Here is a 24148-nt window from a genome sequence, read left to right as displayed (position 1 = left end):
TTATTTATTGATCATCTTTTCAAATTCATCTCTCCAGATGCGTATGGAATCTTTCCGTACGTCAGCCATGGAGTTCAGTTCGATAAAGCAGCAGTCTGTCACGGCTATCAGCTGGTGCCAGATGTTTACGGCCACTTCTATGCGGGCCGGTGCTTCGATCGTGATGGTCTCTATCCTGTTGCCGTCCAGTGGACACCAGTCCATGCTGGCTTTACCGGTCAGCAGGTAAAGTATTTCCGGATTCTTGTAATCAGCCTTTCCTTCGTGGTAATGTTGTCCGCTGCTGCTGCCAGCCTTTCTGTAACACAGAATGAAATCGCCGCTACGGTCCGTATTCCATTCATAGTTACTCCCTCTTTCATCTTCTCCGCTTAGCTGTACAGGCGTTACTTTTACCATTTTCCGGGTATTAGGCGTTAGTTGTTTCCGAAGGTATTTTTACTTCAAAATCTTTAATTGTTTTCAGCTCTCCCCGGCTTTCCAGTTTGCCCAGTTTTACCTGTTCTTTCACTCTCCATCCGAGGAACTGATCCATCACCGGATATTTCAGTTTACCGGTCACTGCGTTCACGAGTTTAGATGCTTTCTGGAACTCTCCAGTTGCTGCCTGCAGCAGATCTTTATCATAGAAAACAGCAGGTTCTCCCCTGAGTTTTTTACCCCCTTCCAGCAGACGGATACCAGCATTTTCATTCATCATGCGGCTCCATTCATCTCCATCTATTTCAAATTCTGCCAGCGACACGGGTCTTGCCAGTTTCTTTGCTTTCAGGAATTCTTTTGCGAGGATCTGATGCAGGTGAGTTGGGTAAAACACGCTTCCTTTTTCGTTGAGGAATGGAAGGTTGTTCAGGTAGATAATATGAATACGGCCGGCGAAGTCATATAACTGACTGATCAGCCAATAATAACCACTTACGTCTCTGGAATTCTGACCAGCCCAGAGATATACTTCCTGTTCAGGATCAGCTTTAAGCAGGGCTTTGAGCTGACGGAACTTCTCCTGGTCTCCTTTTTCTTCCTCCGGTTCCGGAGACGGAACAGGCTGTTCACCTTCGGCAAATATTTCCGCTACCGGCTGGGGCTGAATACCTGCCAGTTGCATCCACCATTGTCTGCGGGCGTTCTGACCATCCTTTGTATCGAGGATAAAAAGAGGACCTATGGACAGGTCATCTTCAAAATAAAGTATGTCTCCTTTCAGCTGTTCATCCAGTTCAAATGCACCAGACAGTGCAGTGGCGGATGGTTCACCGAAAACGATATGTAGCAGTGCCATTGATTTCTTTGATATGCTGATTATTTACCGCTTGCTTCTACAGGTTCATCTATATCGATCAGATCTTTCTCATAACGCAGGTTACCGATGATAAACTCCTGTCTGGTCTGTGTATTCTTACCCATGTAATATTCCAGCAATTTCTGAATATGCGTGTCTTTGGACAGGATCACCGGCTCCACCTTCATATCATCATTGATGAAATTAGCGAATTCGTCCGGAGAGATCTCTCCAAGACCTTTGAATCGGGTGATCTCAGGTTTATTGCCCAGTTTTCTGATCGCTTTTATTCTTTCCTCGTCAGTGTAACAGTAAATGGTCTGTTGTTTATTACGTACACGGAACAAAGGTGTTTCCAGGATGTACAGGTGACCGTTTTTAACCAGGTCCGGGAAGAATTGCAGGAAGAAGGTCAGTAACAGGAGGCGGATGTGCATACCGTCCACATCGGCATCAGTAGCAACCACGATCCTGTTGTAACGCAGCCCTTCCAGGCCTTCTTCGATATTCAGCGCGTGTTGCAGCAGGTTAAACTCTTCGTTTTCATATACGATCTTTTTCGTCAGACCGAAACAGTTCAACGGCTTACCCCTGAGACTGAACACCGCCTGAGTTTCCACGTTACGCGACTTAGTGATGGAACCACTCGCAGAGTCACCCTCTGTGATGAAGATGGTCGAATTCAGACGTTTGGTTTCAAGATCGTTCTTTTCTTTTCCGCTCACCTCTTCATTCAGGTGAATACGGCAGTCACGCAGTTTGCGGTTATGCAGGTTCGCTTTTTTCGCTCTTTCGTTCGCCAGTTTTTTGATACCTGCCAGTTCCTTACGCTCACGCTCACTCTGCTCGATACGTTTCTTCAGTGCTTCCGCAGTAGCCGGGTTCTTATGCAGGAAATCATCCAGGTGTTTGGACAGAAAATCCAGTACAAAGGCCTTTACAGAAGGACCATTCTCGAATACGGTCAATGAACCAAGTTTGGTCTTTGTCTGGGACTCAAACACCGGCTCCTGTACCCTTACAGAAATAGCTGCACAGATAGACGCACGTATATCTGTCGCTTCATAGTCCTTCTTATAAAAATCACGAAGTGTCTTTACAAATGCCTCACGGAAAGCCGCCAGGTGCGTACCGCCCTGAGTAGTGTGCTGACCATTCACGAAGGAATAGTATTCTTCACCATACTGGCTTTCGTGGGTAATCGCGACCTCGATATCCTCTCCTTTCAGGTGGATGATCGGATAACGCAGTTCATCCTCATTGGTCTTACGCTGCAAAAGGTCCAGCAGACCATTTTTGGATATATATTTCTTCCCGTTGAAACTGATGGTCAGTCCCGCGTTCAGGAAACAATAATTCCACATCTGGTTTTCCAGGAACTCTGGTATAAAGCGGTAGTTACGGAAAACCGTATCATCCGGCGTAAATGTAACCAGTGTACCGTTGGCCTCACTGGTGTTACTTTCTTTATGTTCCTTTATCAGATTACCGCGTTCAAATTCAGCCACTTTTCCACGGCCTTCACGATAGGATTCTACTCTGAAATAACTGGATAAAGCGTTCACTGCCTTGGTACCCACACCATTCAGACCCACAGACTTCTGGAAAGCCTTGCTGTCATACTTGGCGCCGGTGTTGATCTTGCTCACCACATCCACCACTTTCCCCAATGGAATACCACGACCATAGTCGCGGATCGTTACGTTGTGTTCAGTCACTCTGATCTCGATCTGCTTGCCGAAACCCATTGTGTGCTCGTCAATACAGTTGTCAGCAACCTCTTTCAACAGTATATAGATACCATCGTCCATACTTGAGCCGTCGCCCAGCTTACCAATGTACATACCCGGACGCAGGCGGATATGCTCACGCCAGTCAAGCGACCGGATCGAGTCTTCGGTATAGGCAGCAGAGAGATCTTTCTTATCCGTAGTAGCCATAATTATATAGAAATTCCAATTTACAGTTTTATAACAAGCGGACTATCAATGCACCATCTATGCCAGTCTTCCGCAGGGTCATTTCCGCAGGCATGATGTCCGGGCAGCGAATTTACTAAAACTTTTAGCAAAATCCGGTTGCTGGCAAAAATACAGGTTTCGGCGTTTCATCCCAAGTATTAGTTATACACTACGCTTAAATATATGAATAACAGTTATTTGAGGGCCGTTCCGATACCAGGTCTTTTCCAACCAGCCTGGGGCCTGATTTTGCCAAGATAAGACAAATATATTTTCTTCAAAATATTGCTCCCCCGGGAAAAAACTTTATCTCTAAAAGTTTTTGAGAATTGCTACTTTATATAACTAAATATTTTATATTTACAGTTAGTCGTCTTTTTGAGCAAAAACCTGATAAAACCTAAGTCCTAATCTATGAAAACTACATTCCTCATTTCACTGGCAACAGTGCTGTCCATTGCGCTACTCGTTACTTACATGGTCAAAAGAGAGCAACGCTCTATGAACCAGCTCAGCGCACGCTTCATCAAACTTGTTCAGAAATTTAATTCCTGGCAGATGATGAAATAACAATATTTCGTTATTTAATTAAGTCATTTCCTATGAAAGCAGGACTACTATTTAAACTGGCCTGTTTACTGATCGCCTCTATGGTGCTGGCGGCACATTTTGTACGCAAAGCACTGAGCAAACTGGGGACTACTACCGACAATCCAACAAAATAATTCATCAGTAAACAACGAATGAAAAGGGCGAAAGACAAATGTCTTTCGCCCTTTTCTCTTCGCTATATAAACGATAAAACGTAATTATCTGTTGTAATATTTGTTAACTGCATCCGTACGGCTTCTTACATGCAGTTTCTCGTAAATATTGTGCACGTGTCTGCGCACTGTTTCTATACTGATAAACAGATTGCTCGCGATCTCCTTGTACAGGAATCCCTTAGAAAGCTGATCCAGGATCTCTTTTTCCCTGGAAGTCAGTGCTTCCAGCGCCGGATTCGGCTTCGCCTGTTTCTGGAAATAAGCCACTACCCTGCGCGCGATCTGCGAACTCATAGGAGAACCGCCTTCATGCAGGTCTCTGATAGCGCTCAGCAACTCACTGGGAGGCGTCTTTTTCAATATATAACCACTTGCACCGGCTTCCAGTGCCTGGAAGATCTTATCGTCATCCTCATATACAGTCAACATCATGAAATGCATATCCGGATACTCTCCTTTTAAACGCGCAATACACTCGATTCCATTCATGCCACCCGGAAGGTTAAAGTCCATCAGCACAACGTTTGGTAACAAACTGGGGATCTGTTCCACCGCAGTCTCCGCATTATTGAATGCGCCTATACAAGCATACCCATCCGAGCCATTAATCAACAATTCCATGGCTGTACGGATATCATGGTTGTCTTCAACAATCGCCACAGAAATAATATCCATGTTATCCTGAGATTTCTTTTTCGAGTATACAGTCATCTATATCAGTTGTTATGTTATGAGAGAGGTCAACGTAATTATACCACGTTTATGTTATCTTACAAATCTATATTAAATTAATGGGATATCTAGCAAAACTATTGTACCATGATGCGACTTGATATCAGCGTTTCCACCAACAGCCTGCATCCTCTTCTGAATATTCTTTAATCCGTTACCAAACAACCTTACTTTCTCCTGATCAAAGCCTTTGCCATTATCTTTGATCATAATCGTCATGTTCTTATGCATCTGTATTTGTATTACTACTTCAGATGCCTGTGCATGTTTCACCACATTATGTAAGGATTCCTTTACCGCCAGATATATATTACGCCTGGTGCCCCCACTTAGTTTAATATTGGGGATACTTTCCGGAATATAGAACTGGTGGGTGATATGTGCATGTTCCAGAAAATCAGCCGCAAAACTGCGCATATAAGCAATCAGGTTCTCCAGCGAGTCATTCGAGGAATTCATCGCCCAGATGATCTCGCTCATTTTGTCCACCAACTCTCCCGCCGCCTCTGATATACGTTCCAGCTCTTTCGTCTGCGATGTGTCCGTTATCTTCCGCTTCGCAATTTCGCTCAGCAGACGTATCGTAGACAATCCTGATCCCAGGTCATCGTGCATATCACTTGAAATTCTCGCTCTTTCCTGATCTACTGCCTGTTCCTTCTCCAGTTTCAGTTTCTCATGACGGATCTTGTAATCAAGATAAAGCGTAGAGAAATAATAAGCAACGCCTAACAATAATAACAGTAACAGGAACCTGAACCACAATGACTGCCAGAATGGAATTCTGATAGTGATCTCCAGTGTGGTAGGTGTCGAATTCAGAATATCATCATTGTTAGATGCCCGCACATTGAAAGTGTAGGTACCCGGCCGCAGATTCGTGTAACGCGCCATCCTGAATGCCCCTGCCTGTACCCAGTCTTCATCTGCTCCATCCAGTTTGTACTGTACCTTGTTCTTCAGCGGATTAGTGTATTCCAGCGGCACAAACTCAATAGCGATCGTATTGTGATTGTAAGGCAGTTCTATCCTGCGCAACAGCGATAAAGCAGTATCTGACTCATAAGGTTTGTCCAGCACCTCCATACGCATGATCACCACCTTCGGCTTAGACGTATTCTTCCTGAAATCCTTTGGATAGAAGCCATTAGAGCCTCTAATACCGCCAAAGAACAGTTCTCCGTCCACTGACTTGAAGAAAGCGCCTGTATTGAACTCATTCGACTGCAAACCATCCTCATGATTATATGTTGTGATCTCATCGTCTGAAGGATCTATCTGTGAAAGGCCTTTGTTATGGCTGACCCATATTTTGTCCTTTTCATCCAGTAGTACACCGTACAGATAATCATTGATCAATGCAGGATAGTCATAGCTATTGTAATGTTTCTTTCTGTGATTATTTTCATCCAGTACGAACAGTCCCTTGGAGGTTGCCAGCAGTAATTCCTTACCCGCTCTTTTGCTGATCGATTTCACGATCGTACCCTGTGGCAGGGTGATCATCTCCCAGCTGGCGCTGCCCGTGCGCTTCACATATGCAGCCACCTTGGTACCCACATATTTATTCCCCATCAGGTCCTCATAATAGGTTGTCAGGATCTCATCAGGGAATTCGTGTACGATTGCCACTTTATATCCTCCGCGCTCTCCCGGCATGATCTGCAACAGATAGCGGCCATAGTTGAAATACACCTCACCGCTGGTCCTTTTGAACAGGAATGGATAAATATCTTCCTGCGGCGGCAGTCCGAGTGCGCTCACATATTTTGTCAGATCTTCAAATTTCCGGGTATGTACATTGAACAGCCCAATGTGCATATCAGAAAAATGGAACCAGAGATGCTCAAAATCCTCCCTGCAAATCGCATTCAGATTCCTGGCCGGGAATACGCCTTTGCGTTCATCGTTTGGTATACGCTCGAGGAACTTCCCTCCTTTCTCATAAATATCCAGTCCGTCGTTCAGTAAACCCACATACAATTTACCATCGTCATGCTTGTAGACAGCCCGGACCATATTGTGCGTGGTAGCCGGAGACCGGTAAAGATTGAATACTTTCTTATTGGGAGAATATTTTTTGATACCATCACCATCGGTGCCTACCCACATATTATCTGCAGCATCTCTGTACAGATAGGTCACTACATTCCAGGACCGTGTTTCAGAACCATTAAAGCTGACAATACGGGTCACGATCTCATTCCGTTTTACATTGTAGATCATAATGCCATCTGTACCACCGATCCAGATATTACCGTTCTGGTCCAGCTCCAGGCATAAAGGAATGAAATTCGCATCTTTCGGATCGCGCTGATCGAAAGGTATATCCGTGTATTTGTTCTGTTTTTTATTGAAAATGATCAGATGTCCACGACAGGCAATGATCAGAGAGTCTTTATTGAGGTTTTTAAGTACAGTATGAGAAGTGATGCCAGGCAGACAATAAGTAGTTAAGCGGAGGTTTTTCGTATTCATCGCCAGCAGCTCACCTGCTTCAAAGTTCATCCAGATGGTATTTCCGTCTTTATACATGGAATTGGCAGAAACGCCTCTCTGTAACATTGCTTTGGGATAGAGGATCACCCGTTTTTTGACATAAGTGGAATCGTCGAGTATATAAAGGCCTTTGGAAGGGCGCCATACCCACATACTGTTGGTTAAGGAATCTTCACCCAGTATTCTGAACTTATTGCCACTGTCGCGCTCCCCGTTATTCTCATACATCGTATCTTCCAGCACCGTCTCAAAGGAGTTTTTGTACTCGTCATAGACACTGATACCGTAATTATGTGTGAGCATCAGCTGGTGCCTGCTGTTACGGTACAGGGAATACCCTTTGTACCCTTTCAGGGCAAAGCGGTTAATCAATGCACGTCCCCCATTGTTATTCCGGACTACCAGGTTTCCTTTCCCCTGTCCGGCCCGTTCCTGTAAACTTGGATTGAACCTGTATTCATTGAACCCATATCCGTCGAACCTGTTAATGCCATCATGCGTAGCGATCCACATAAAGCCCTGATTATCTTCCAGGATATCATAGACAGAATTCTGAGACAAGCCCTCATTCACCCCATAAGAGTCAAAAATGTATGGCTTATCCTGTGCGCTCAACACAGATACGGATAAGGTACATAGGAAGAAAATTAATAAGGTCCTCGTCATCTGCGCCCGCGATTGCAATGCTATTTAGTAAAAGAGGTTATAAAAATACTGAGTCACATAACGCAGTGCTTGCAAATATATAAATCTACCGCACACTTTCTAATGATTTTGTATTTTTCTTCCCGCAACCTAACCCATTCAAACCAGAAAACAACATGTACAGCAAAACGACACCTGCCACAGTAAAGGTTTCCCACTGTAAAACACTTTTTTTAAGCTTTCTTTTTTCATTTGGCTTTTTTCCCCTCTTTGCCCAGTCCGGCTACGTGATTCACTCCGAACAGGCTCCTATTAAGAGTATTCGCGGGATGAACGTTGTAAACCATAACGTTATCTGGGTATCAGGTACCGAAGGAAAGGTCGGACGTTCTGTCTCCAACCGCGGTACCAACTGGGAATGGCTGACTGTACCGGGTTATGATACCTGCGACTGGCGTTCTCTCGTAGCATTCAGCGATAAGCGGGCGCTGCTGTTAAATGCAGGTGAACCTGCACACATTGTACTAACTACGGATGGCGGTCAATCGTGGAAGGAAGTCTACAATAATACAGCAAAAGGGATCTTCTTCGATGGGATGGTCTTTAAGAATGCAGCAGAAGGAATGGCGATCGGCGATCCTGTAGATGGAAAATTCACCATTATCAGGACACAGGACAGCGGTAAGACCTGGCAGGCTGATCCCCCGGCAAAATTACCGGTAGCGAAAGAAGGAGAAGCTATTTTCGCAGCCAGCGGTACCAGTCTGCGGATGCTGCCCAATGGACAGGCCTGCTTCATCACCGGTGGTAAACACAGCCGTTTCTTCATCGGATGGGATAAATGGAAGGCTAACAACTGGAACTTCACACAGGGCGAATCCAGTCAGGGCGCCTTTTCTGTCGCGTTTGCTGACCAACTGAACGGCGTAGCGGTAGGTGGAGACTATCTGAAGGACTCTGTTACAACAAATAACTGCTTTATTACCAAAGACGGTGGCCGTAGCTGGCAGGTAGCTGTGACTCCTCCGGGCGGATATCGTTCCTGTGTACAACATATTAGCGGTAAAAAATACCTGGCTACAGGGCCCTCAGGAACCGATATATCTGAAGATGGCGGTCTGAACTGGTATAATATCAGCAAGGAAGGATTTCACGTTGCAGGTGTAGCGCCAGGCGGCGTATTTGTATGGCTGGCCGGCAGTAAAAAAACAGGTCATTTCCGTACGATGCAACAATAAATATTTATGAAGAAGGGGTGCAAAAAAACACCCCCGGAAAAAATAGGTTAAAGCAAAAAGTACATTAATGTTACTCAATATAGGATATACACGAATATGTTACATACACGTTTTAGCGAATGTGTTATTTTTACCGGTAAACGGCTGGTAAACAGCCTCTACCGCAAAAGCGTGTTAAAACAATATTTTTTGTCTAATTTGGGTGATGACAGGGAAAGGGAATCAACTTGTTCATATAGTCCTACAACCAAACGTGACACTGGACATTGATTCGGGAAATTTAAAAGCGATCTAATGCAAGTAACAACCTCCTCGGGGAAATATTCGGCGAAACATTATCCGGATACTATCAAAGACTGGAAAAAAGAAGGCAACTACTTCTACTTTTATACAACAGAAACAATCCTGGAAGTAAGGATCATCTCAGACAAGATCGTTCGTTTTCGCTATGCAGCCGACGGTAATTTCCAGAGAGACTTCTCTTACGCTGTCAGCGACAGGCTGGAAGAATCGCCTGTAAACTTCGGACTGCATGAGTTTGAAGAAAATTTCGAAATCTATACAGAAGCATTACGCATTTACATCTCAAGAGATGATCTGCGTTTGACTATCACAGACCTGGATGGTTGTATCATCAACCAGGACGAACTGGGTTTCCACTGGCAGTACTACCTGCAAAAAGGTGGTAAGATCGTGTATTGCAGTAAACAGATCCAGGAAGACGAATGCTTCTTCGGTATGGGTGATAAGCCAACCGATCTGAACCTGCACGGCAAGCGTATGGAGAACTTCGGTACAGATGCTTACGGCTTCCAGAAAGACACTGATCCTTTATACCGTAATATTCCTTTCTACTATGGTTTACATCGTGGTAAAGCATACGGTATCTTCTTCGATAATACCTTCCGCACCATCTTCGATTTCGGTAAAGAAAGAGATAATGCAACCAGCTTCTGGGCAAGGGGTGGAGAAATGAATTATTACTTCATCTACGGACCAGAACTGCTGAAAGTGGCAGAAGGATATACCAGCATCACCGGTACCGCCGAATTGCCGCCATTATGGGCATTAGGCTATCAGCAGTGCCGCTGGAGCTACTATCCTGACACACGTGTGAAAGAGATCGCAGCTGAATTCCGTAAGCGTGAAATACCATGCGATGTGATCCATCTGGATATCGACTATATGGAAGGCTTCCGCTGTTTCACCTGGAGCAAGGAAGGTTTCCCTGAGCCGGCAGGCCTGATCAAGGAACTGGCTGCACAGGGCTTCAAGGTAGTTGTGATCATCGATCCTGGTATCAAGGTAGATCCGGAGTACAATATCTACAAACAGGGTATCCAGAATAATTACTTCTGTAAACGTGCTGATGGTGCCTTAATGGAAGGCGATGTATGGCCGGGTAAATGCGTATTCCCGGATTATACCAATCCGGAAGTACGTAAATGGTGGGCCGGTCTGTTCAAGGAACTGGTCGATGTGGGTGTCAGAGGTGTCTGGAATGATATGAACGAACCTGCTGTATTCGAAATGGGTACCTTCCCTGAAGATGTACGCCATGACTATGACGGAGAAGCTGTGAGTCACCGTAAGGCACACAATGTATACGGACACCTGATGAGTAAGGCGACCGCTGCGGGTATGAAAAAATACCTCATGCCGAACAGGCCTTTCGTGATCTCCCGTTCCTGCTATGCCGGTGCACAACGCTGGACCTCCTTCTGGACAGGAGATAACGTTTCCAGCTGGGATCATCTCTGGCTGGCATCTGTACAGGCGCAGCGCATGGCAGTATCCGGTATTTCCTTCGTAGGAAGCGATATCGGCGGTTTCATCGGCGAACCTGATGGAGAACTGTATGTCCGCTGGATCCAGCTGGCCGTATTCCATCCGCTGATGCGTACACACTCAGCAAGTAATGAAACCGGTTTCAACCAGGAACCATGGAGTTTTGGTACAGAATACGAAGCAGTGGCTAAGAAGTTCATTCAGCTACGCTACAGTCTGCTGCCTTACTTATATACCACTTTCTGGCAATACTCCCGTTTTGGCACCCCAATGCTGCGTCCGCTGGCATTCGTGGCACAACATGACAAACAAACCTATGATCGCTCACATGAATTCATGCTGGGTGATTCATTACTGATCAGTCATGTATCAGAACAGGGCATGAAGGAAAAAGAAGTTTACCTGCCGGAAGGACAATGGTATTACTACTGGAATGATCAGACATATACCGGCGGTCAGGTCATTAAGATTGCTACACCGCTGGATGAAATGCCATTGTTCGTAAAAGCCGGTGCTGTTATTCCGAACTATCCGAAGATACAGCACGTAGATGAACGCAATACAGAAGAAATGATGCTGCATGTTTATTATTCAACAGAAGAATACAGCAGTTCATTATACGAAGATGCGGGCGATCATTACGGCTATAAAAATGGGCAGTATAACGATATCCGTTTCAAACAGCGCTCGGAAAAATCACATTTTGCGCTGAGAAAAAAATACTTCGGTCAGTACAACGCGGCTTACAAAAGACATAATATTTCCGTGCATGGTTTACCGTTCAAAGCGAAAGAATATGTATTGGATGGAAACGTTGTAAAGCTGACTCCTGCTAACTTTGTGGGGAATGTTGTAAATATCGTGGTAGAACGTAAATTCGAAAATCTCATTATCAGATAAACGTAGGAAGTATACTTTTTACTGATTATAAAACCCAAATTCTTTCACAGAATTTGGGTTTTGTAGTTTTAAACCCTACTTAAAAAAAAGGGCACTGTAGATTGAGATCTTAGTGCCTTTTCATAACCTATGCCAACTTTAGAGTTATCCAAAATTATGATGTTATAACTGATACACAAAGCATACAAACGTCGTATAGCCAAAATGAACAAAATGAACAGATGCAATATTTGTGAACGGCTCAGTTTATGTTAATGCCACGTTACAAACCAATTATAGCGATCGTCAATATGACATTTCTTAACATTTCATTCACTTTCTATATTATCTAATTCTAATTGGCGTTCTCACGCTACAGTTTGTCAATTCTACTCCACGCTTATCATAAAAATGTGAGAAATTTAAACGTGTAAAGTTGTTATCCAATGCGTTATACAACCAGTCTTTCATACGCGGCATAATAGTTGTGCCTACTTTCACGAATTAGAGTCAATTTCCTACGTTAGATGGAACCCATTTTTTAACCTTTCAAATTCATTTCTTATGGCTGCAGAACAAAGCAATCACTTCACAGAGCAGGACAAACTGGAAAGGGAACACCTCAATCAAGACCGTGAATCAAGAGAATCAACAGCACATGGAAGTCATGCAGAGAACAAACACTCAACTCCCTCAGAAGAAAAAACGACAACAAGCCGCAAAGATAAACGTGGTTTCGCATCCATGGATGCAGCGATGCAACGCGCTATAGCCAGTAAAGGCGGACGCGCAGCTCACGCACAGGGTGTTGCTCACGAATTTAATTCCGCTGAAGCCCGCGAAGCAGGGCGTAAAGGTGGAGTTGCTGTCAGCAGAAACAGACAGCACATGGCTGAAATAGGTAAAAAAGGCGGTGAAGCTGCTCACAAAAAAAGACAAAAAGATAATTCAAATTCATCGGTGTAAGACAACACACGGTTTCTTTCCTTTAACTGGAACGCCTGGTACGTATTTAAGTACATACCAGGCGTTCCTTTTTTTATACATTTGTCAGATATATTTAATTGTTAAAACAAGCATCCTTTGCAAACACTTATTGCTAATTCCCGTCGTCTCTATCCCTTTCTCCTGCCCTATCTCGGTATACTGATACTTATACTGGCAGTTAAATTGTCGTATTCCAAAGAAGACATCTACTTTTTTATCAACGGCCTGCATTTCCCTGCCGGTGATGTATTGTTTCCCTATATGACAGAATTAGGTAGTTCTGTATCTGCCGTAGTCATATGTCTCCTGCTCCTTTTCTTTAGCTATCGCAGCAGCTTTTTAATGGCTTCCAGCCTTATACTGAGCACCGCTGTCAATGTCTCGCTTAAAAACCTTTTTAACGCGCCCAGACCCAGCGTTTACTTCGCTGGTCATACGCGTCCGATATACTACGTGCCGAACGTGGAACTGTTGTCCAATAACTTCAGCTTCCCTTCCGGACATACCGCCTGTGCATTCACCATCGCAATGGTGCTGACATATATCACACCCAATAAAAAGATGGGATACATCTATCTGCTCTTTGCCCTGCTGGTCGCCTATTCCCGCATGTATATGAGCCAGCATTTCCTGGAAGATGTAACAGGAGGTTCGGTTGTTGCAACAGTAGTGACCCTGCTCTGGCTGACATGGTCTGGTACCTGGTCTTCTTTTAAAGATCCACGCTGGGATGGTTCGCTGAGCAGAAAGAAGCATGCTGCGTAAAATTAAAAAGCGCCCTGGCCAATATGACCAGGGCGCCCAAAATATTTCTCCTTAGATGATTGGTTACTTACTTCAAAATTGTAGGTTCGTCTGTTCTTTTCGTTGTGATGAGACCTTCTGATTTGCTACAGTCAGTTCGTTGCTGGTGCCCTCTTTATTCTATTGAGACTTTTTGATACAGTACCTGGATGATTATCCTTTAGCACCCTTTTTCTTCTGATTCTGGTGAGGTAATGCAGGCGGTGCAGGTGGTGTTGCAGGTTTTTCTGATGCAGCCGGTTTTACAGGCCCTCTTCCGAATTCTTCTTCTGTCACTGGCTCTCCTCGTCTGTAGTATTCCTTCATCATCTTTCCATCCTCGTCATATACTTTCCACATACCATTACGCTGAGAACTACCATCTCTTTTTACTTCTTCGAATTTCTCATCTCCGGTGACCGGATCCACGATCCTGAAGTAGTCCACTTCACCATTAATGTCCATCGCTACGAAAGCACCTTCCGCACTTACCTTACCGTTTGGATAGAAATAACGTGCATAGCCATTCAGCTGGTCGTGTTTGTAGGTCTCTTCTGCGATAATCCCTCCGGATACGGCGTATTTCTTCCATATTCCCTCCTTCTTGTTATCGACATAGTTTCCCTCCCAGGTATAACCCGGTTCTCCGCGGACCTCAGGCATTTCCTCCTGCCATTCCCCTTGTTTGCGCTGCTGTTCGTCAACCTTGTTGACCCGCACCTTCGGCATCTGGGCAAAAGCCGCCAGGACAAGGAATTGCAGCATTAAAAATACACTCAGTTTTCTCATAGGATTAATTTGTACAAAAGTAGGTATAAAAAAAAACCGGCACAACAAAGTTGCGCCGGGTATCAATAGTCGTCATTTTTGCTTTAACCTGATTATGCCTATTTCTTCAGCTTAATCTCTTCTACTTTCGTATTATCACCTCTGCTCACAGTAACACCCGTTACGGTGGTATCTTTGTAACCATTGGAAGCATTTACAAACACTTTGTAAGTACCTGCTTTCAACCCTCTCAGTTTATATTCTCCATTCTTCCATGGCAATGCATAGGCCGTGTCCTGATCATTGTAAACCGTGATCACAGGGAATGCCTGCCATGGGCTTACTTTACCTGAAATACTACCGGTTTGTTTCACCGTGAATACATGGATCACCGGACGCAGTAAGAACTCTCCCTTACGTGTCTGGATGATGGAACGGTCTACGTCAAAGTCCAGCCAGAGGCGGAAATTGTCGTTCGAGAATTCCTCCCACTCATCATGACGTACCTGGATCACCAGACGTACCTGTCCGGAAACAGATTTCAGCGGATAGGTTACACTGTCTTTCACCAGGTAATTGTTGTCGCCCAGGGTGATCATGATCTTTTTGATCTTTCCTTTTGGAACGATACCATCGCCCAGGATAGTGTCTGTACCGTTACGCAGTGACAGTACATCATATACGCCTGCGCGGATACCCAGAGAATCCCATACCTGACAACTGTCTTTGTTGTCGCGGCGGTCTTCCCACCACCAGCAGCGGTGATAATCATCGCCCCAGTTGTCGTCGTTGTCGCGGGTGCCTGTACAGGTATCTACCAGTACCTGCACGCTGCGGATGTCCAGGAATACATTGTCGAAAAATCCCGGATCATCTGACAGATAAATGTTTAGTCTTTGTTGCCCTGGACCAGGTGACATGGACGCGGAATTGTCCTTCTGGCAGGCATGGAAAACGAAAGCCAACAGCAATAATGTGGCTAGTCCCCATCCGGTGGTTCGGAGATAGGTCTTCATAAAAGAATGGTTTATGGTTAATAATACGCCGCGTCAGAAGAGTACTTCTCTGAGTAAGGCAGTATTTAGATGGCAAAAATAAACAAAAGTTTAACAGAGTAGTAAAAACCCTTATATATTCTTAACATCCGGACCATCAACCATTTATATGGTTTATTTTATTGCTCTTTTGAAAATAGCCGCGCCCAGCGGGGGTATGCGCAGCTGTAAAGCATGTGTTTTCCCATTCAGGGGAAGCTCCTGTGCCTCCAGCAGACCGGTATTTACGACTCCGCTACCGAAAAACTCCTCCTGATCGCTGTTGAGGATCTCTTTCCATGTGCCGCCGCCGTCTATACCCAGCTGATAAAGCTCATGGGCGGCCGGGGTCATATTCAGCACGATCAGCATGTCTTCCTCCGGTTTGTAGCTTTTACGGAGATAAGCCAGGATACTATTGTCGAAATCCGATACATTCACCCATTCGAAGCCATAGTACTCGAATTGTTTGATGTATAACGCGGGCTCCGAGGTATACAGGTGATTCAGCGCCTTCACATATCGTTGTAATCCCTGGTGAGACTGATGTTCCAGCAGATGCCAGTCCAGTTCTGATTTAAAATTCCACTCAGTTGTCTGGCCGAATTCATCACCCATGAACAACAGTTTCGTACCCGGATGGGTAAACATATAACTGTACATCAGGCGTAAGTTGGCCAGTTTCTGCCAGTCGTCGCCCGGCATTTTATACATCATGGGCGACTTGCCATGCACGACTTCATCATGGCTGAGCGGCAGCATAAAGTTCTCCGTAAAGGCATAGGCAATACTGAAGGTCAGCTGATCCTGGTGCCATTTGCGGTGATAAGGGTCGCGTTTAAAATACGCCAGGGTATCATTCATCCAGCCCATCATCCACTTCATACCAAATCCAAGTCCGCCCAGATATACAGGTCTGGATACGCCATAAAAGTTGGTAGATTCCTCTGCGATCGTCTGTACATCCGGGAACAGTTTATAGATCGTCTCATTCATGTGTTTCAGGAATGAAACAGCCTCCAGGTTCTCCTCTCCTCCCAGTTCATTGGGTTCCCAGGCGCCTGCTTCACGGGAGTAATTCAGGTGTATCATAGAGGCGACTGCATCTACACGCAGACCATCTATATGGAATTTCTCCAGCCAGAATACCGCATTGCTTAACAGGAATGAACGTACCTCGCTACGGGCATAATTGAAAATATAACTGTTCCAGTCAGGATGATAGCCTTTACGCATGTCAGCATATTCGTAGGTATGTGCGCCATCGAATCTGTATAATCCATGTGCATCATATGGGAAATGCGAAGGCACCCAGTCCAGGATCACCCCTATTTCCGCATGATGAAATGCATCTACAAAAGCCATGAAATCCTGCGGAGAACCATATCTGGAGGTAGGTGCATAATAACCGGTACCCTGGTATCCCCAGGAACCATCAAAAGGATGCTCCATTACCGGCATCAGTTCCACATGCGTGAAACCCATATCTTTTACGTAGGGTACCAGCATGGCGGCTATCTCCGCATATGTATAGAATAATTCGTGATTAGATTTATCCGGACGGCGCCAGGAGCCCAGGTGTACTTCATACACACTGAAAGGACTTTCCAGGCTGTTATGTTTATGACGCTGTTCCATCCAGCGCTTGTCTTTCCATTTATAATCCAGCTGCCAGGTAACGGAAGCTGTCAGCGGACGCTGTTCCCAATAATTAGCATAAGGATCTCCTTTTCGCAGTTCTTCGCCGGAATTGGAACGGATAAAATATTTATAGAGTGCGCCCTTTTTTACCTGTGGAATGAAGCCTTCCCATATACCGGACTTGTCCCATCTGGGATACAAAGTGTGACTATAATGATCCCATTCGTTGAAATCGCCGATAACGGATACATATGCAGCATTAGGTGCCCAGACAGCGAAATAGGTACCTTTTACGCCTTCATATTCCAATGTATGCGCCCCGAATTTCTCATACAGGTGCGCATGTGTTCCTTCCTGAAACAGTTCTACATCCCTGGCGGAAAGCAGGGAAAAGGGTACTACCGGCTGTAACTTCGTCTTTTTATTTGCTGTCATAATAGGGTACTGCTAAGAGTAACAATATAGCGTAAATACTAACATCATCAAGTATCAGACCGGAAAGAATAATAAATTAAGAATTAAAAATTAAGGATTAAGAATTGGGGTCCGTCATAGTGCCTCCCTGCATTCTGATTTTTAATTCTTAATTCCTAATTCTTAATTAAAAAGGAAAGTCCGTAAGAAATAGTCAACCTATCTCCTACGGACTCTCAATTATCGTTTCAGTCTAAAACCGACTAATATTTCTTTCTGAAACCACCAGCGCGGCCACCACCGGAACCTCCGCTGCTGCTACCTTCCCAGCGTCTGCCACTGCTACTACCTTCACGTGGAGGACGGCCACCGCCACCGGAACGACGTTTATCGCCATCCTGAGACATTTCGATACGTACGCTACGACCGTTGTATTCAGCTTTCTTGAAGGTCTGCTGGAATTTCTCCACAACATCGTTCTCTACTTCAAAGAAGGAATAAACACCTTTCAGATCGATACGACCGATTTTGTTACCACGTACGCCACTTGTATCGCACAGGTAACGTAACATATCACCACGGGTGAAATCATCTACTGAACCCAGGTTGATGAACAGGCGGGTGAATTTACCACCACTCGCTCTGCGCTCACCACCTTCTGCGGTTCTTCTTTCTTCTTTCACGTTCAGATCAGGTGCATCCTGGTAGTATTCCAGGAACTGATTAAACTCGAGAGAAGCAAAGCGTTTGATGATCTCTTCTTTGCTCATGGCCGCAAACTCTTCGAATATGCGTTCCAGATATGGTTCGATCTGCTCTTCGTTTACAACTACGTTGTGCACTTTATGAACAAGGCCGAACAGTTGTTTTTCACATACTGCGAAACCATCAGGTACTTCCACCTTGGTGAATTTCTTACCGATCACTCTTTCGATCTGACGGATCTTTCCGGTATCACGACCAGTGATGATCGCTATGGAAATACCAGACTTACCGGCACGTGCGGTACGACCACTACGGTGTGTGTAGTTTTCTACATCATCAGGCAGTTCGTAGTTGATTACGTGTGTTACGTTATCAACGTCGATACCACGGGCAGCAACGTCAGTTGCAACCAGTACCTGTAATGATTTCTCACGGAAGCGTTTCATTACTTTATCACGCTGCTGCTGCGTCAGGTCACCATGCAGGGCATCTGCATTATAACCGTCACGGATAAGTGATTCTGCGATTTCCTGCGATTCTATTTTAGTACGGGTAAAGATGATACCAAAAATCTCAGGGTTGTAATCCACGATACGTTTCAGAGCTGCGTATTTTTCACGCGGACGTACTACGTAGTATTCGTGTTCGATGTTAGCGTTACCGCTGTTTTTATTACCTACGGTCAGTTCGAAAGGATCTGACATGTACTTCTGCGCAATGCGGCGTACTTCCTGAGGCATGGTAGCTGAGAACAACCAGGTGGTTTTCTCGTCAGGCGTATTGGATAATATATTGTTGATGTCTTCCTGGAAACCCATGTTCAGCATTTCATCTGCTTCGTCCAGTACAACATAGCGTACATTCGAAAAATTAACTGCCTTTCTTTCGATGATATCGAGCAAACGGCCGGGAGTAGCCACTACGATGTGTACTCCTCTTTTCAGATCACGCAGCTGCTGTACGATGCTTGAACCACCATACACCGCCACGATGCTAACATCACCCAGATGTTTACTGAAGTTCTTCAGGTCATTGGTGATCTGCAAACATAATTCACGTGTTGGACACAAAATCAATCCCTGGGGATGACGTTGTTTAATATCGATCTGCTGTAACAGCGGCAGGCCAAATGCTGCCGTCTTTCCTGTACCCGTCTGGGCCAAACCTACAAAGTCCCGGTCACCACCCAATAATACAGGAATAGCTTTTTCCTGAATTGGCGTAGGTGCAATAAATCCCAGGTCCTGGATTCCTTTTAAGATGGGCTCCTGTAAGCCTAAAGTTTCAAATGTAGTCATTGATTTGCTTTGATCAGGCTCCGTCGGGAGCCTTGGTATACTATTCAGTTTTGTTAAACTGATTACTCTTGAAATAAAATTTAGTGCCGGTCAACAATCACAATGGATCGCACTGTTCTTTGTTTACACCAGTTCCCCTTCCAGGTCATAATCATATGCCTTGGTGATTCTGACATTAACAAATTCTCCGGGTTTCAGGCGTTTGCTGGTATTAATGATCACTTCATTATCTACTTCCACAGAATCGAATTCTGTGCGTGCCAGGTAACGGCCTGATTCTTTTTTGTCTACGATTACACGGAATACCTTACCAACTTTTTCCTGGTTTTTCTCCAGCGAAATTTCCTGTTGTGTTTCCATGATATCCTGTGCCCTGCGTTCTTTCTCTTCTGCAGGGATATTATCTTCCAGCTCGTAAGCACTGGTACCTTCCTCGTGACTATACGTAAATACGCCTACCCTGTCCAGACGCATCTTTTCAAGGAAGCGTTTGGTCTCTTCCACGTCTTCCAGCGTTTCGCCCGGATAACCGGTGATCAGCGTGGTACGCAGACAGATGCCGGGTACTTTTTCACGGATAGCGGTGATCAGTTCTTCCATTTCAACGCGTGTGATCTGACGTTTCATGGATTTGAGCATATTATCGGCCGCGTGTTGCAACGGCATATCAATATACTTACAAATATTCGGGAATTCATTCATTACGTCCAGCACTTCCATCGGGAACTTGTGCGGGTAAGCGTAATGCAGACGGATCCATTCCAAACCTTTCACCTGTGCCAGCGCTCTTAAGAGGTCGGCCAGTCTACGCTCCTTGTACAGATCCAGACCATAATAGGTCAGTTCCTGTGCAATCAGCATGATCTCTTTCACACCTGAATTCACCAGTTTTTCTGCTTCTGCTACCAGTTGCTCGATGGGACGCGATACGTGACCACCGCGCATCAACGGAATAGCGCAGAATGAGCAGGTACGGTTACATCCCTCAGCGATCTTCAGGTAAGCATAATGCGTCGGAGTAGCCAGCAGACGTTCACCGATCAGCTCTGCCTTGTAGTCAGCATCGAACTTTTTCAGGATCAATGGCAACTCCATGGTACCAAACCAGGCATCCACACCAGGAATTTCACTTTCCAGATCTCCGCGATAACGCTCGCTAAGACAACCTGTTACGTATACTTTTTCCAGGCGGCCCCGGTTTTTCAACTCAATCTGTTCCAGGATAGTGTTGATAGATTCTTCCTTGGCCTTATCAATAAAGCCACAGGTGTTTACAACAACAATGTTATGATCCTTTTTGGCACTTTCATGCACCACATCGATTTCATTGGCCAGTAACTGACCGCTGAGCACTTCAGAATCAACCATATTCTTGGAACAGCCAAGCGTAATAATATTAACCTTATCTTTCTTTAAAGTTTTTGTCTTCAAGCGCGAATATTTTAATCTAGCTAAAGGGCCTGACACCCAATCGCTTACCGCCACGAAGACATCCAGACACGAATTGAAGAGAACAGCGAGACTTACTGTTATGTGACTATGAGCCTAAGTGGGGGTTATTTAACTAAGAAATGCAAAGGTAACACTAAATTGTGAATTGTCAATTACCAATTGCGAATTGTATGTTAAAACAATATTTTGATGATGTGAAATATATGAATTCTTCCTATTATTAGCAGTTTCCGGGCTCATCCAGCCGCGCCCAGCAGCCTTTCTGCTCTCCTCCTTGCTATTTTTCTCTTATAGTGATACCACCACTCCGGCGCCAGTCTTATGAGTAGATTGTTCATGCTTCTGAGTCCGACGATATGATATAAGCCATTCAGCTTCCCCGTCAGCGTCTCATCCAGGGCCCGCAGACTCATCGCAAAACCGCTGTCCATATATTCCATATGATGCCAGTAACCACCCGGCATAAAGAGGGTATCTCCGTGTTCCAGCACCGTTGTATACGCTTCCGCCTTCCCGAGTGCCGGGAACTGCTCCGTATCGAGGTGCTCATGCCAGTTCACAAAGCTGGCCGCACTCTCCACCGTAAAGGGCATCCGGTAGATATAGGGGGCTTGCCTGTTTTCCAGCAGCAACACCCTTTTTCGTCCGATAAACTGTGTATGGAATATATGTGATAGATCAATATCATAGTGCATATGCGCTACCGACCCCGCCCCTCCCACAAAGAGCATGGGATATTTCTTCAGAAAGCCGGATAGCAGCTGGTCCGGCCAGGTGAAATCCTTTACTATTTCAGGGGCATGCTGGAAGATGTTAAACAGGAATATCCGGAGCTGTACAGGTCCTTTTCTGACCATATCCAGGTAATCCCCAAAACTTATGTAGGCATCTGCCCCATTTACCAGGGTTTTGGCCCCTGCACGTTCATTGTTATATAAGCCTACTGTCTGCTCCCCTACGATGGATTTGAAGTAATCCCAGGTCCATTTCTCATGCGCCGGCCAGTTTTTACTCAGTCCGGTGATCACTAATGGTTTCCGTGGTTCAAAATACTTCTTACGGAATACTTCAGCTGAAATATTCTCTACGCGATCAATGGAGGTTAAATGCATAAAGAAGATACATTAATGAGTACGTGAAACAATAGATACACACCGGCCTTTTGCCGGGTAAGGATGTTATATGGAAAGCAGATTTCAGTGTCTGCTGAAGCAAACACCGCAATAATAATGCCGCCGCGTATAGCAGATATTGCTATCAAAATGATTAGTAAACTGTGTGCGGAGAATTTATTTAGGGGCTAAACGGTCAGTGAGAGATATAAAAGCAGAAATACTTACTGGTTAACTTCATTCCTTCAGAGAGAGCCTGTACTTTAACAAATTGTCCAGCTCTCCTTCAAAAAGCCCCTCTTTTTTACTTTTGTCATATATAGAAAGAAGGTATACTTCGCTGTCAATTACCTGTACATTAATTATAATCCTGGCGCCATAAGATTTACCACGATTTTTACCACTTATCCTCATCCGGACTTTATAACAGGATTTACCTAGTGCGTCATTTCCTGTAACCGGGTCCTTATTCAATATCTCATTTAATTTCGCGATGTCTTTTCCGATCTGAGGATAGACCTTCTTAAGTCTTCGCGCCTCGTCTTCAAAAATGCTTGTAGTAATTACTTTAAAAATTCCTGAGGAAGTTGTCAAGGGTTCGTCCCTCCCGTTTGCCTTCCCGAATCTGTTGGACTTCATGCAGACTATTCATAATTTTCTGAGCCTGTCTTTTCGCTTTTACTTTTGCCAGATAGCGGGATATCCACCCTGCCGTTTTTCTTTTGGGTGATGGAGATGTAGCACTGGTAATAAAAGACATGCCGGGTAAAGAAATGTAAGACATAAAAACTATTTGGTGATTAAATTGACTGTTGCTAAGTAGGAACTGGTTTCAGAGAAACACATGCCCGGACATCAGCCTGATAAACTGAAATTAAGACCATATTTCCACATATTGTTTAGTATTTAAATTTTAAAACTTAATAGTAATCGCTCTGCGCAATATTGGTTATTAGTCTTATATAATAAGTTACTCAACTTACATTTCCATAACATGCATTGATATAAAAATATCGACTTTACTACTACAAACAAAAAAGAGACCCTTAAGGTCTCTTTTCATTATCATCAAACACTTTTGGTGTTCATTAGTCTTTTATACTAAACAGCGAGTCTACGAATTCTTCTTTACTGAATACCTGCAGATCTTCCATTTTCTCACCGATACCGATATACTTCACCGGTATTTTAAACTGGTTGGCGATAGCCAGTACGACACCACCTTTAGCAGTACCATCCAGTTTTGTAATAGCGAGTGCGGTAACTTCAGTAGCCGCTGTAAAATGACGCGCCTGTTCCAGTGCATTCTGTCCGGTAGAACCATCCAGTACCAGCAGTACCTCATGTGGTGCATCCGGAATTACTTTCTTCATCACACGTTTGATCTTACTCAGCTCATCCATGAGATGGGCTTTGTTATGCAGACGACCTGCTGTATCGATAATGATGACTTCAGATCCTTTTGCCGCACCGCTCTGTACAGTATCGAAGGCAACAGCACCCGGATCGGAACCCATTTGCTGTTTTACGATAGGCACACCTACACGGTCGCTCCAGATGGTCAGCTGATCTACCGCTGCTGCTCTGAAAGTATCTGCAGCGCCGAGTAATACGGACTTACCTGCTTTTTTGAAGTTATAGGCCAGTTTACCGATAGTGGTCGTTTTACCAACACCGTTCACGCCGACAACCATAATTACGTAAGGCTTTTTATCAGCCGGAATATCAAAGTCACGGAATCCGCTATCCGGCGCATCTACGAGCAGACCTGCAATTTCTTCCTGCAGGATCTTGTTCAGTTCTGCAGTACCCAGGTATTTATCTTTCGATACGCGTTTTTCTATTCGGTCAATGATCTGTACGGTTGTATCCACACCAACATCAGCAGATACCAATGCTTCCTCCAGGCTGTCCAGTACTTCTGTATCAACAGTGGTTTTACCTGCAATGGCACGGCCTATTTTGGTGAGAAAACTATCTTTCGTCTTCTGTAATCCCTGGTCCAGGCTTTCTTTCTTCTCCCTTGAAAATAGCTTATTGAAAAAACTCATGGTTATTCTTTTGCGACCGACAGTCTGGCGTCAATAGGATATGTATTGACGGTAGTCGATTGTTAAGGCGTTAAGTTACAGAAAATACTCCATAATAGAAGAGTATTGACTATTG

At 44.7% G+C, this 24148-nt stretch carries 19 protein-coding genes; 6 read left to right on the top strand and 13 right to left on the bottom strand.

Annotated elements, in window-relative coordinates; genetic code table 11:
- Genes BMZ72_RS30215 through BMZ72_RS30205 form a run of 3 tightly spaced genes read right to left on the bottom strand, consistent with a single transcriptional unit; the run spans window position 1 to window position 3219 of the window.
- Complete coding sequence (locus tag BMZ72_RS30215; protein WP_089814183.1) at window positions 1-399, bottom strand: hypothetical protein; 399 nt, start codon at window positions 397-399, stop codon at window positions 1-3.
- A 10-nt stretch (window positions 400-409) separates the two neighbouring features.
- Window positions 410-1279, bottom strand: a complete 870-nt coding sequence (locus BMZ72_RS30210; RefSeq protein WP_255373333.1) for a DUF1835 domain-containing protein — start codon at window positions 1277-1279, stop codon at window positions 410-412.
- Window positions 1280-1299: 20 nt separating this feature from the next.
- A complete protein-coding gene (locus BMZ72_RS30205; RefSeq protein ID WP_089814180.1) occupies window positions 1300-3219 on the bottom strand; it encodes a DNA topoisomerase IV subunit B in 1920 nt (639 codons plus the stop codon).
- Between the two features lie 435 nt (window positions 3220-3654).
- Between BMZ72_RS30205 and BMZ72_RS36725 the strand changes: the two genes are divergently transcribed.
- Both BMZ72_RS36725 and BMZ72_RS37050 read left to right on the top strand, forming a co-directional pair.
- Window positions 3655-3810 (top strand): hypothetical protein, encoded by a 156-nt coding sequence (locus tag BMZ72_RS36725; RefSeq protein WP_177222976.1) that lies wholly within the window; start codon window positions 3655-3657, stop codon window positions 3808-3810.
- A 32-nt stretch (window positions 3811-3842) separates the two neighbouring features.
- Window positions 3843-3965, top strand: a complete 123-nt coding sequence (locus tag BMZ72_RS37050; RefSeq protein ID WP_012790748.1) for a hypothetical protein — start codon at window positions 3843-3845, stop codon at window positions 3963-3965.
- A gap of 84 nt (window positions 3966-4049) precedes the next feature.
- Here the strand turns inward: BMZ72_RS37050 and BMZ72_RS30200 are convergent, their stop codons facing one another.
- Together BMZ72_RS30200 and BMZ72_RS30195 are read right to left on the bottom strand one after the other, a co-directional pair.
- Entirely contained in the window at window positions 4050-4682 is a 633-nt protein-coding gene (locus tag BMZ72_RS30200) for a response regulator transcription factor (RefSeq protein WP_044221676.1), read from the bottom strand.
- Window positions 4683-4790: 108 nt separating this feature from the next.
- Window positions 4791-7904 carry a ligand-binding sensor domain-containing protein gene (locus BMZ72_RS30195; RefSeq protein WP_089814178.1) on the bottom strand — a complete coding sequence of 1038 codons (3114 nt, stop codon included), beginning with the start codon at window positions 7902-7904 and terminating at the stop codon, window positions 4791-4793.
- Between the two features lie 308 nt (window positions 7905-8212).
- Here BMZ72_RS30195 and BMZ72_RS30190 point away from each other — a divergent pair, with 308 nt between their 5' ends.
- The 4 genes from BMZ72_RS30190 to BMZ72_RS30175 all read left to right on the top strand — a co-directional run bounded on the left by BMZ72_RS30190 (window position 8213) and on the right by BMZ72_RS30175 (window position 13540).
- Window positions 8213-9121, top strand: a complete 909-nt coding sequence (locus BMZ72_RS30190) for a beta propeller repeat protein (protein ID WP_143087821.1) — start codon at window positions 8213-8215, stop codon at window positions 9119-9121.
- A gap of 294 nt (window positions 9122-9415) precedes the next feature.
- Window positions 9416-11809 carry a glycoside hydrolase family 31 protein gene (locus BMZ72_RS30185; RefSeq protein ID WP_089814174.1) on the top strand — a complete coding sequence of 798 codons (2394 nt, stop codon included), beginning with the start codon at window positions 9416-9418 and terminating at the stop codon, window positions 11807-11809.
- A gap of 543 nt (window positions 11810-12352) precedes the next feature.
- On the top strand, window positions 12353-12754 hold the full coding sequence (locus BMZ72_RS36860; protein WP_218155300.1) for a KGG domain-containing protein: 402 nt from the start codon (window positions 12353-12355) through the stop codon (window positions 12752-12754).
- Between the two features lie 117 nt (window positions 12755-12871).
- Window positions 12872-13540, top strand: coding sequence for a phosphatase PAP2 family protein (locus BMZ72_RS30175; RefSeq protein WP_089814172.1), 669 nt, complete (start codon window positions 12872-12874; stop codon window positions 13538-13540).
- Between the two features lie 192 nt (window positions 13541-13732).
- Here BMZ72_RS30175 and BMZ72_RS30170 read toward each other — a convergent pair whose 3' ends face one another.
- The 8 genes from BMZ72_RS30170 to ftsY all read right to left on the bottom strand — a co-directional run bounded on the left by BMZ72_RS30170 (window position 13733) and on the right by ftsY (window position 24033).
- Entirely contained in the window at window positions 13733-14347 is a 615-nt protein-coding gene (locus tag BMZ72_RS30170) for a toxin-antitoxin system YwqK family antitoxin (RefSeq protein ID WP_089814170.1), read from the bottom strand.
- Window positions 14348-14445: 98 nt separating this feature from the next.
- On the bottom strand, window positions 14446-15342 hold the full coding sequence (locus BMZ72_RS30165) for a DUF4382 domain-containing protein (RefSeq protein WP_089814168.1): 897 nt from the start codon (window positions 15340-15342) through the stop codon (window positions 14446-14448).
- A gap of 153 nt (window positions 15343-15495) precedes the next feature.
- The gene (glgB, locus tag BMZ72_RS30160) at window positions 15496-17436 is read right to left on the bottom strand and encodes a 1,4-alpha-glucan branching protein GlgB (RefSeq protein ID WP_089814166.1); all 1941 of its coding nucleotides are present in this window, start codon (window positions 17434-17436) and stop codon (window positions 15496-15498) included.
- A 242-nt stretch (window positions 17437-17678) separates the two neighbouring features.
- Complete coding sequence (locus BMZ72_RS30155) at window positions 17679-19418, bottom strand: DEAD/DEAH box helicase (RefSeq protein ID WP_089814164.1); 1740 nt, start codon at window positions 19416-19418, stop codon at window positions 17679-17681.
- 123 nt (window positions 19419-19541) lie between these two features.
- Window positions 19542-20849: a 30S ribosomal protein S12 methylthiotransferase RimO gene (gene rimO / locus BMZ72_RS30150; protein WP_089814162.1), complete on the bottom strand. Its 1308-nt coding sequence runs from the start codon at window positions 20847-20849 to the stop codon at window positions 19542-19544.
- Between the two features lie 257 nt (window positions 20850-21106).
- The gene (locus BMZ72_RS30145; RefSeq protein WP_089814160.1) at window positions 21107-21982 is read right to left on the bottom strand and encodes a cupin-like domain-containing protein; all 876 of its coding nucleotides are present in this window, start codon (window positions 21980-21982) and stop codon (window positions 21107-21109) included.
- A 237-nt stretch (window positions 21983-22219) separates the two neighbouring features.
- Complete coding sequence (locus BMZ72_RS30140; protein WP_218155299.1) at window positions 22220-22621, bottom strand: hypothetical protein; 402 nt, start codon at window positions 22619-22621, stop codon at window positions 22220-22222.
- Between the two features lie 449 nt (window positions 22622-23070).
- On the bottom strand, window positions 23071-24033 hold the full coding sequence (gene ftsY, locus BMZ72_RS30135; RefSeq protein WP_089814158.1) for a signal recognition particle-docking protein FtsY: 963 nt from the start codon (window positions 24031-24033) through the stop codon (window positions 23071-23073).
- Between the last annotated feature and the right edge of the window lie 115 nt (window positions 24034-24148).

It is taken from the genome of Chitinophaga sp. YR627 (assembly GCF_900114995.1).
Lineage (GTDB): Bacteria > Bacteroidota > Bacteroidia > Chitinophagales > Chitinophagaceae > Chitinophaga.
The sequence above is the reverse complement of the archived record's forward strand: the minus strand, read 5'-3'. Positions and strand labels throughout refer to the sequence as shown.

What these genes read in the sequence shown, in the direction of transcription:
- BMZ72_RS30215 (WP_089814183.1), bottom strand. Translation starts at nt 399, where the DNA reads ATGGTAAAAGTAACGCCTGTACAGCTAAGCGGAGAAGATGAAAGAGGG.
- BMZ72_RS30210 (WP_255373333.1), bottom strand. Translation starts at nt 1,279, where the DNA reads ATGGCACTGCTACATATCGTTTTCGGTGAACCATCCGCCACTGCACTG.
- BMZ72_RS30205 (WP_089814180.1), bottom strand. Translation starts at nt 3,219, where the DNA reads ATGGCTACTACGGATAAGAAAGATCTCTCTGCTGCCTATACCGAAGAC.
- BMZ72_RS36725 (WP_177222976.1), top strand. Translation starts at nt 3,655, where the DNA reads ATGAAAACTACATTCCTCATTTCACTGGCAACAGTGCTGTCCATTGCG.
- BMZ72_RS37050 (WP_012790748.1), top strand. Translation starts at nt 3,843, where the DNA reads ATGAAAGCAGGACTACTATTTAAACTGGCCTGTTTACTGATCGCCTCT.
- BMZ72_RS30200 (WP_044221676.1), bottom strand. Translation starts at nt 4,682, where the DNA reads ATGGATATTATTTCTGTGGCGATTGTTGAAGACAACCATGATATCCGT.
- BMZ72_RS30195 (WP_089814178.1), bottom strand. Translation starts at nt 7,904, where the DNA reads ATGACGAGGACCTTATTAATTTTCTTCCTATGTACCTTATCCGTATCT.
- BMZ72_RS30190 (WP_143087821.1), top strand. Translation starts at nt 8,213, where the DNA reads ATGAACGTTGTAAACCATAACGTTATCTGGGTATCAGGTACCGAAGGA.
- BMZ72_RS30185 (WP_089814174.1), top strand. Translation starts at nt 9,416, where the DNA reads ATGCAAGTAACAACCTCCTCGGGGAAATATTCGGCGAAACATTATCCG.
- BMZ72_RS36860 (WP_218155300.1), top strand. Translation starts at nt 12,353, where the DNA reads ATGGCTGCAGAACAAAGCAATCACTTCACAGAGCAGGACAAACTGGAA.
- BMZ72_RS30170 (WP_089814170.1), bottom strand. Translation starts at nt 14,347, where the DNA reads ATGAGAAAACTGAGTGTATTTTTAATGCTGCAATTCCTTGTCCTGGCG.
- BMZ72_RS30165 (WP_089814168.1), bottom strand. Translation starts at nt 15,342, where the DNA reads ATGAAGACCTATCTCCGAACCACCGGATGGGGACTAGCCACATTATTG.
- glgB (WP_089814166.1), bottom strand. Translation starts at nt 17,436, where the DNA reads ATGACAGCAAATAAAAAGACGAAGTTACAGCCGGTAGTACCCTTTTCC.
- BMZ72_RS30155 (WP_089814164.1), bottom strand. Translation starts at nt 19,418, where the DNA reads ATGACTACATTTGAAACTTTAGGCTTACAGGAGCCCATCTTAAAAGGA.
- BMZ72_RS30145 (WP_089814160.1), bottom strand. Translation starts at nt 21,982, where the DNA reads ATGCATTTAACCTCCATTGATCGCGTAGAGAATATTTCAGCTGAAGTA.
- BMZ72_RS30140 (WP_218155299.1), bottom strand. Translation starts at nt 22,621, where the DNA reads ATGAAGTCCAACAGATTCGGGAAGGCAAACGGGAGGGACGAACCCTTG.
- ftsY (WP_089814158.1), bottom strand. Translation starts at nt 24,033, where the DNA reads ATGAGTTTTTTCAATAAGCTATTTTCAAGGGAGAAGAAAGAAAGCCTG.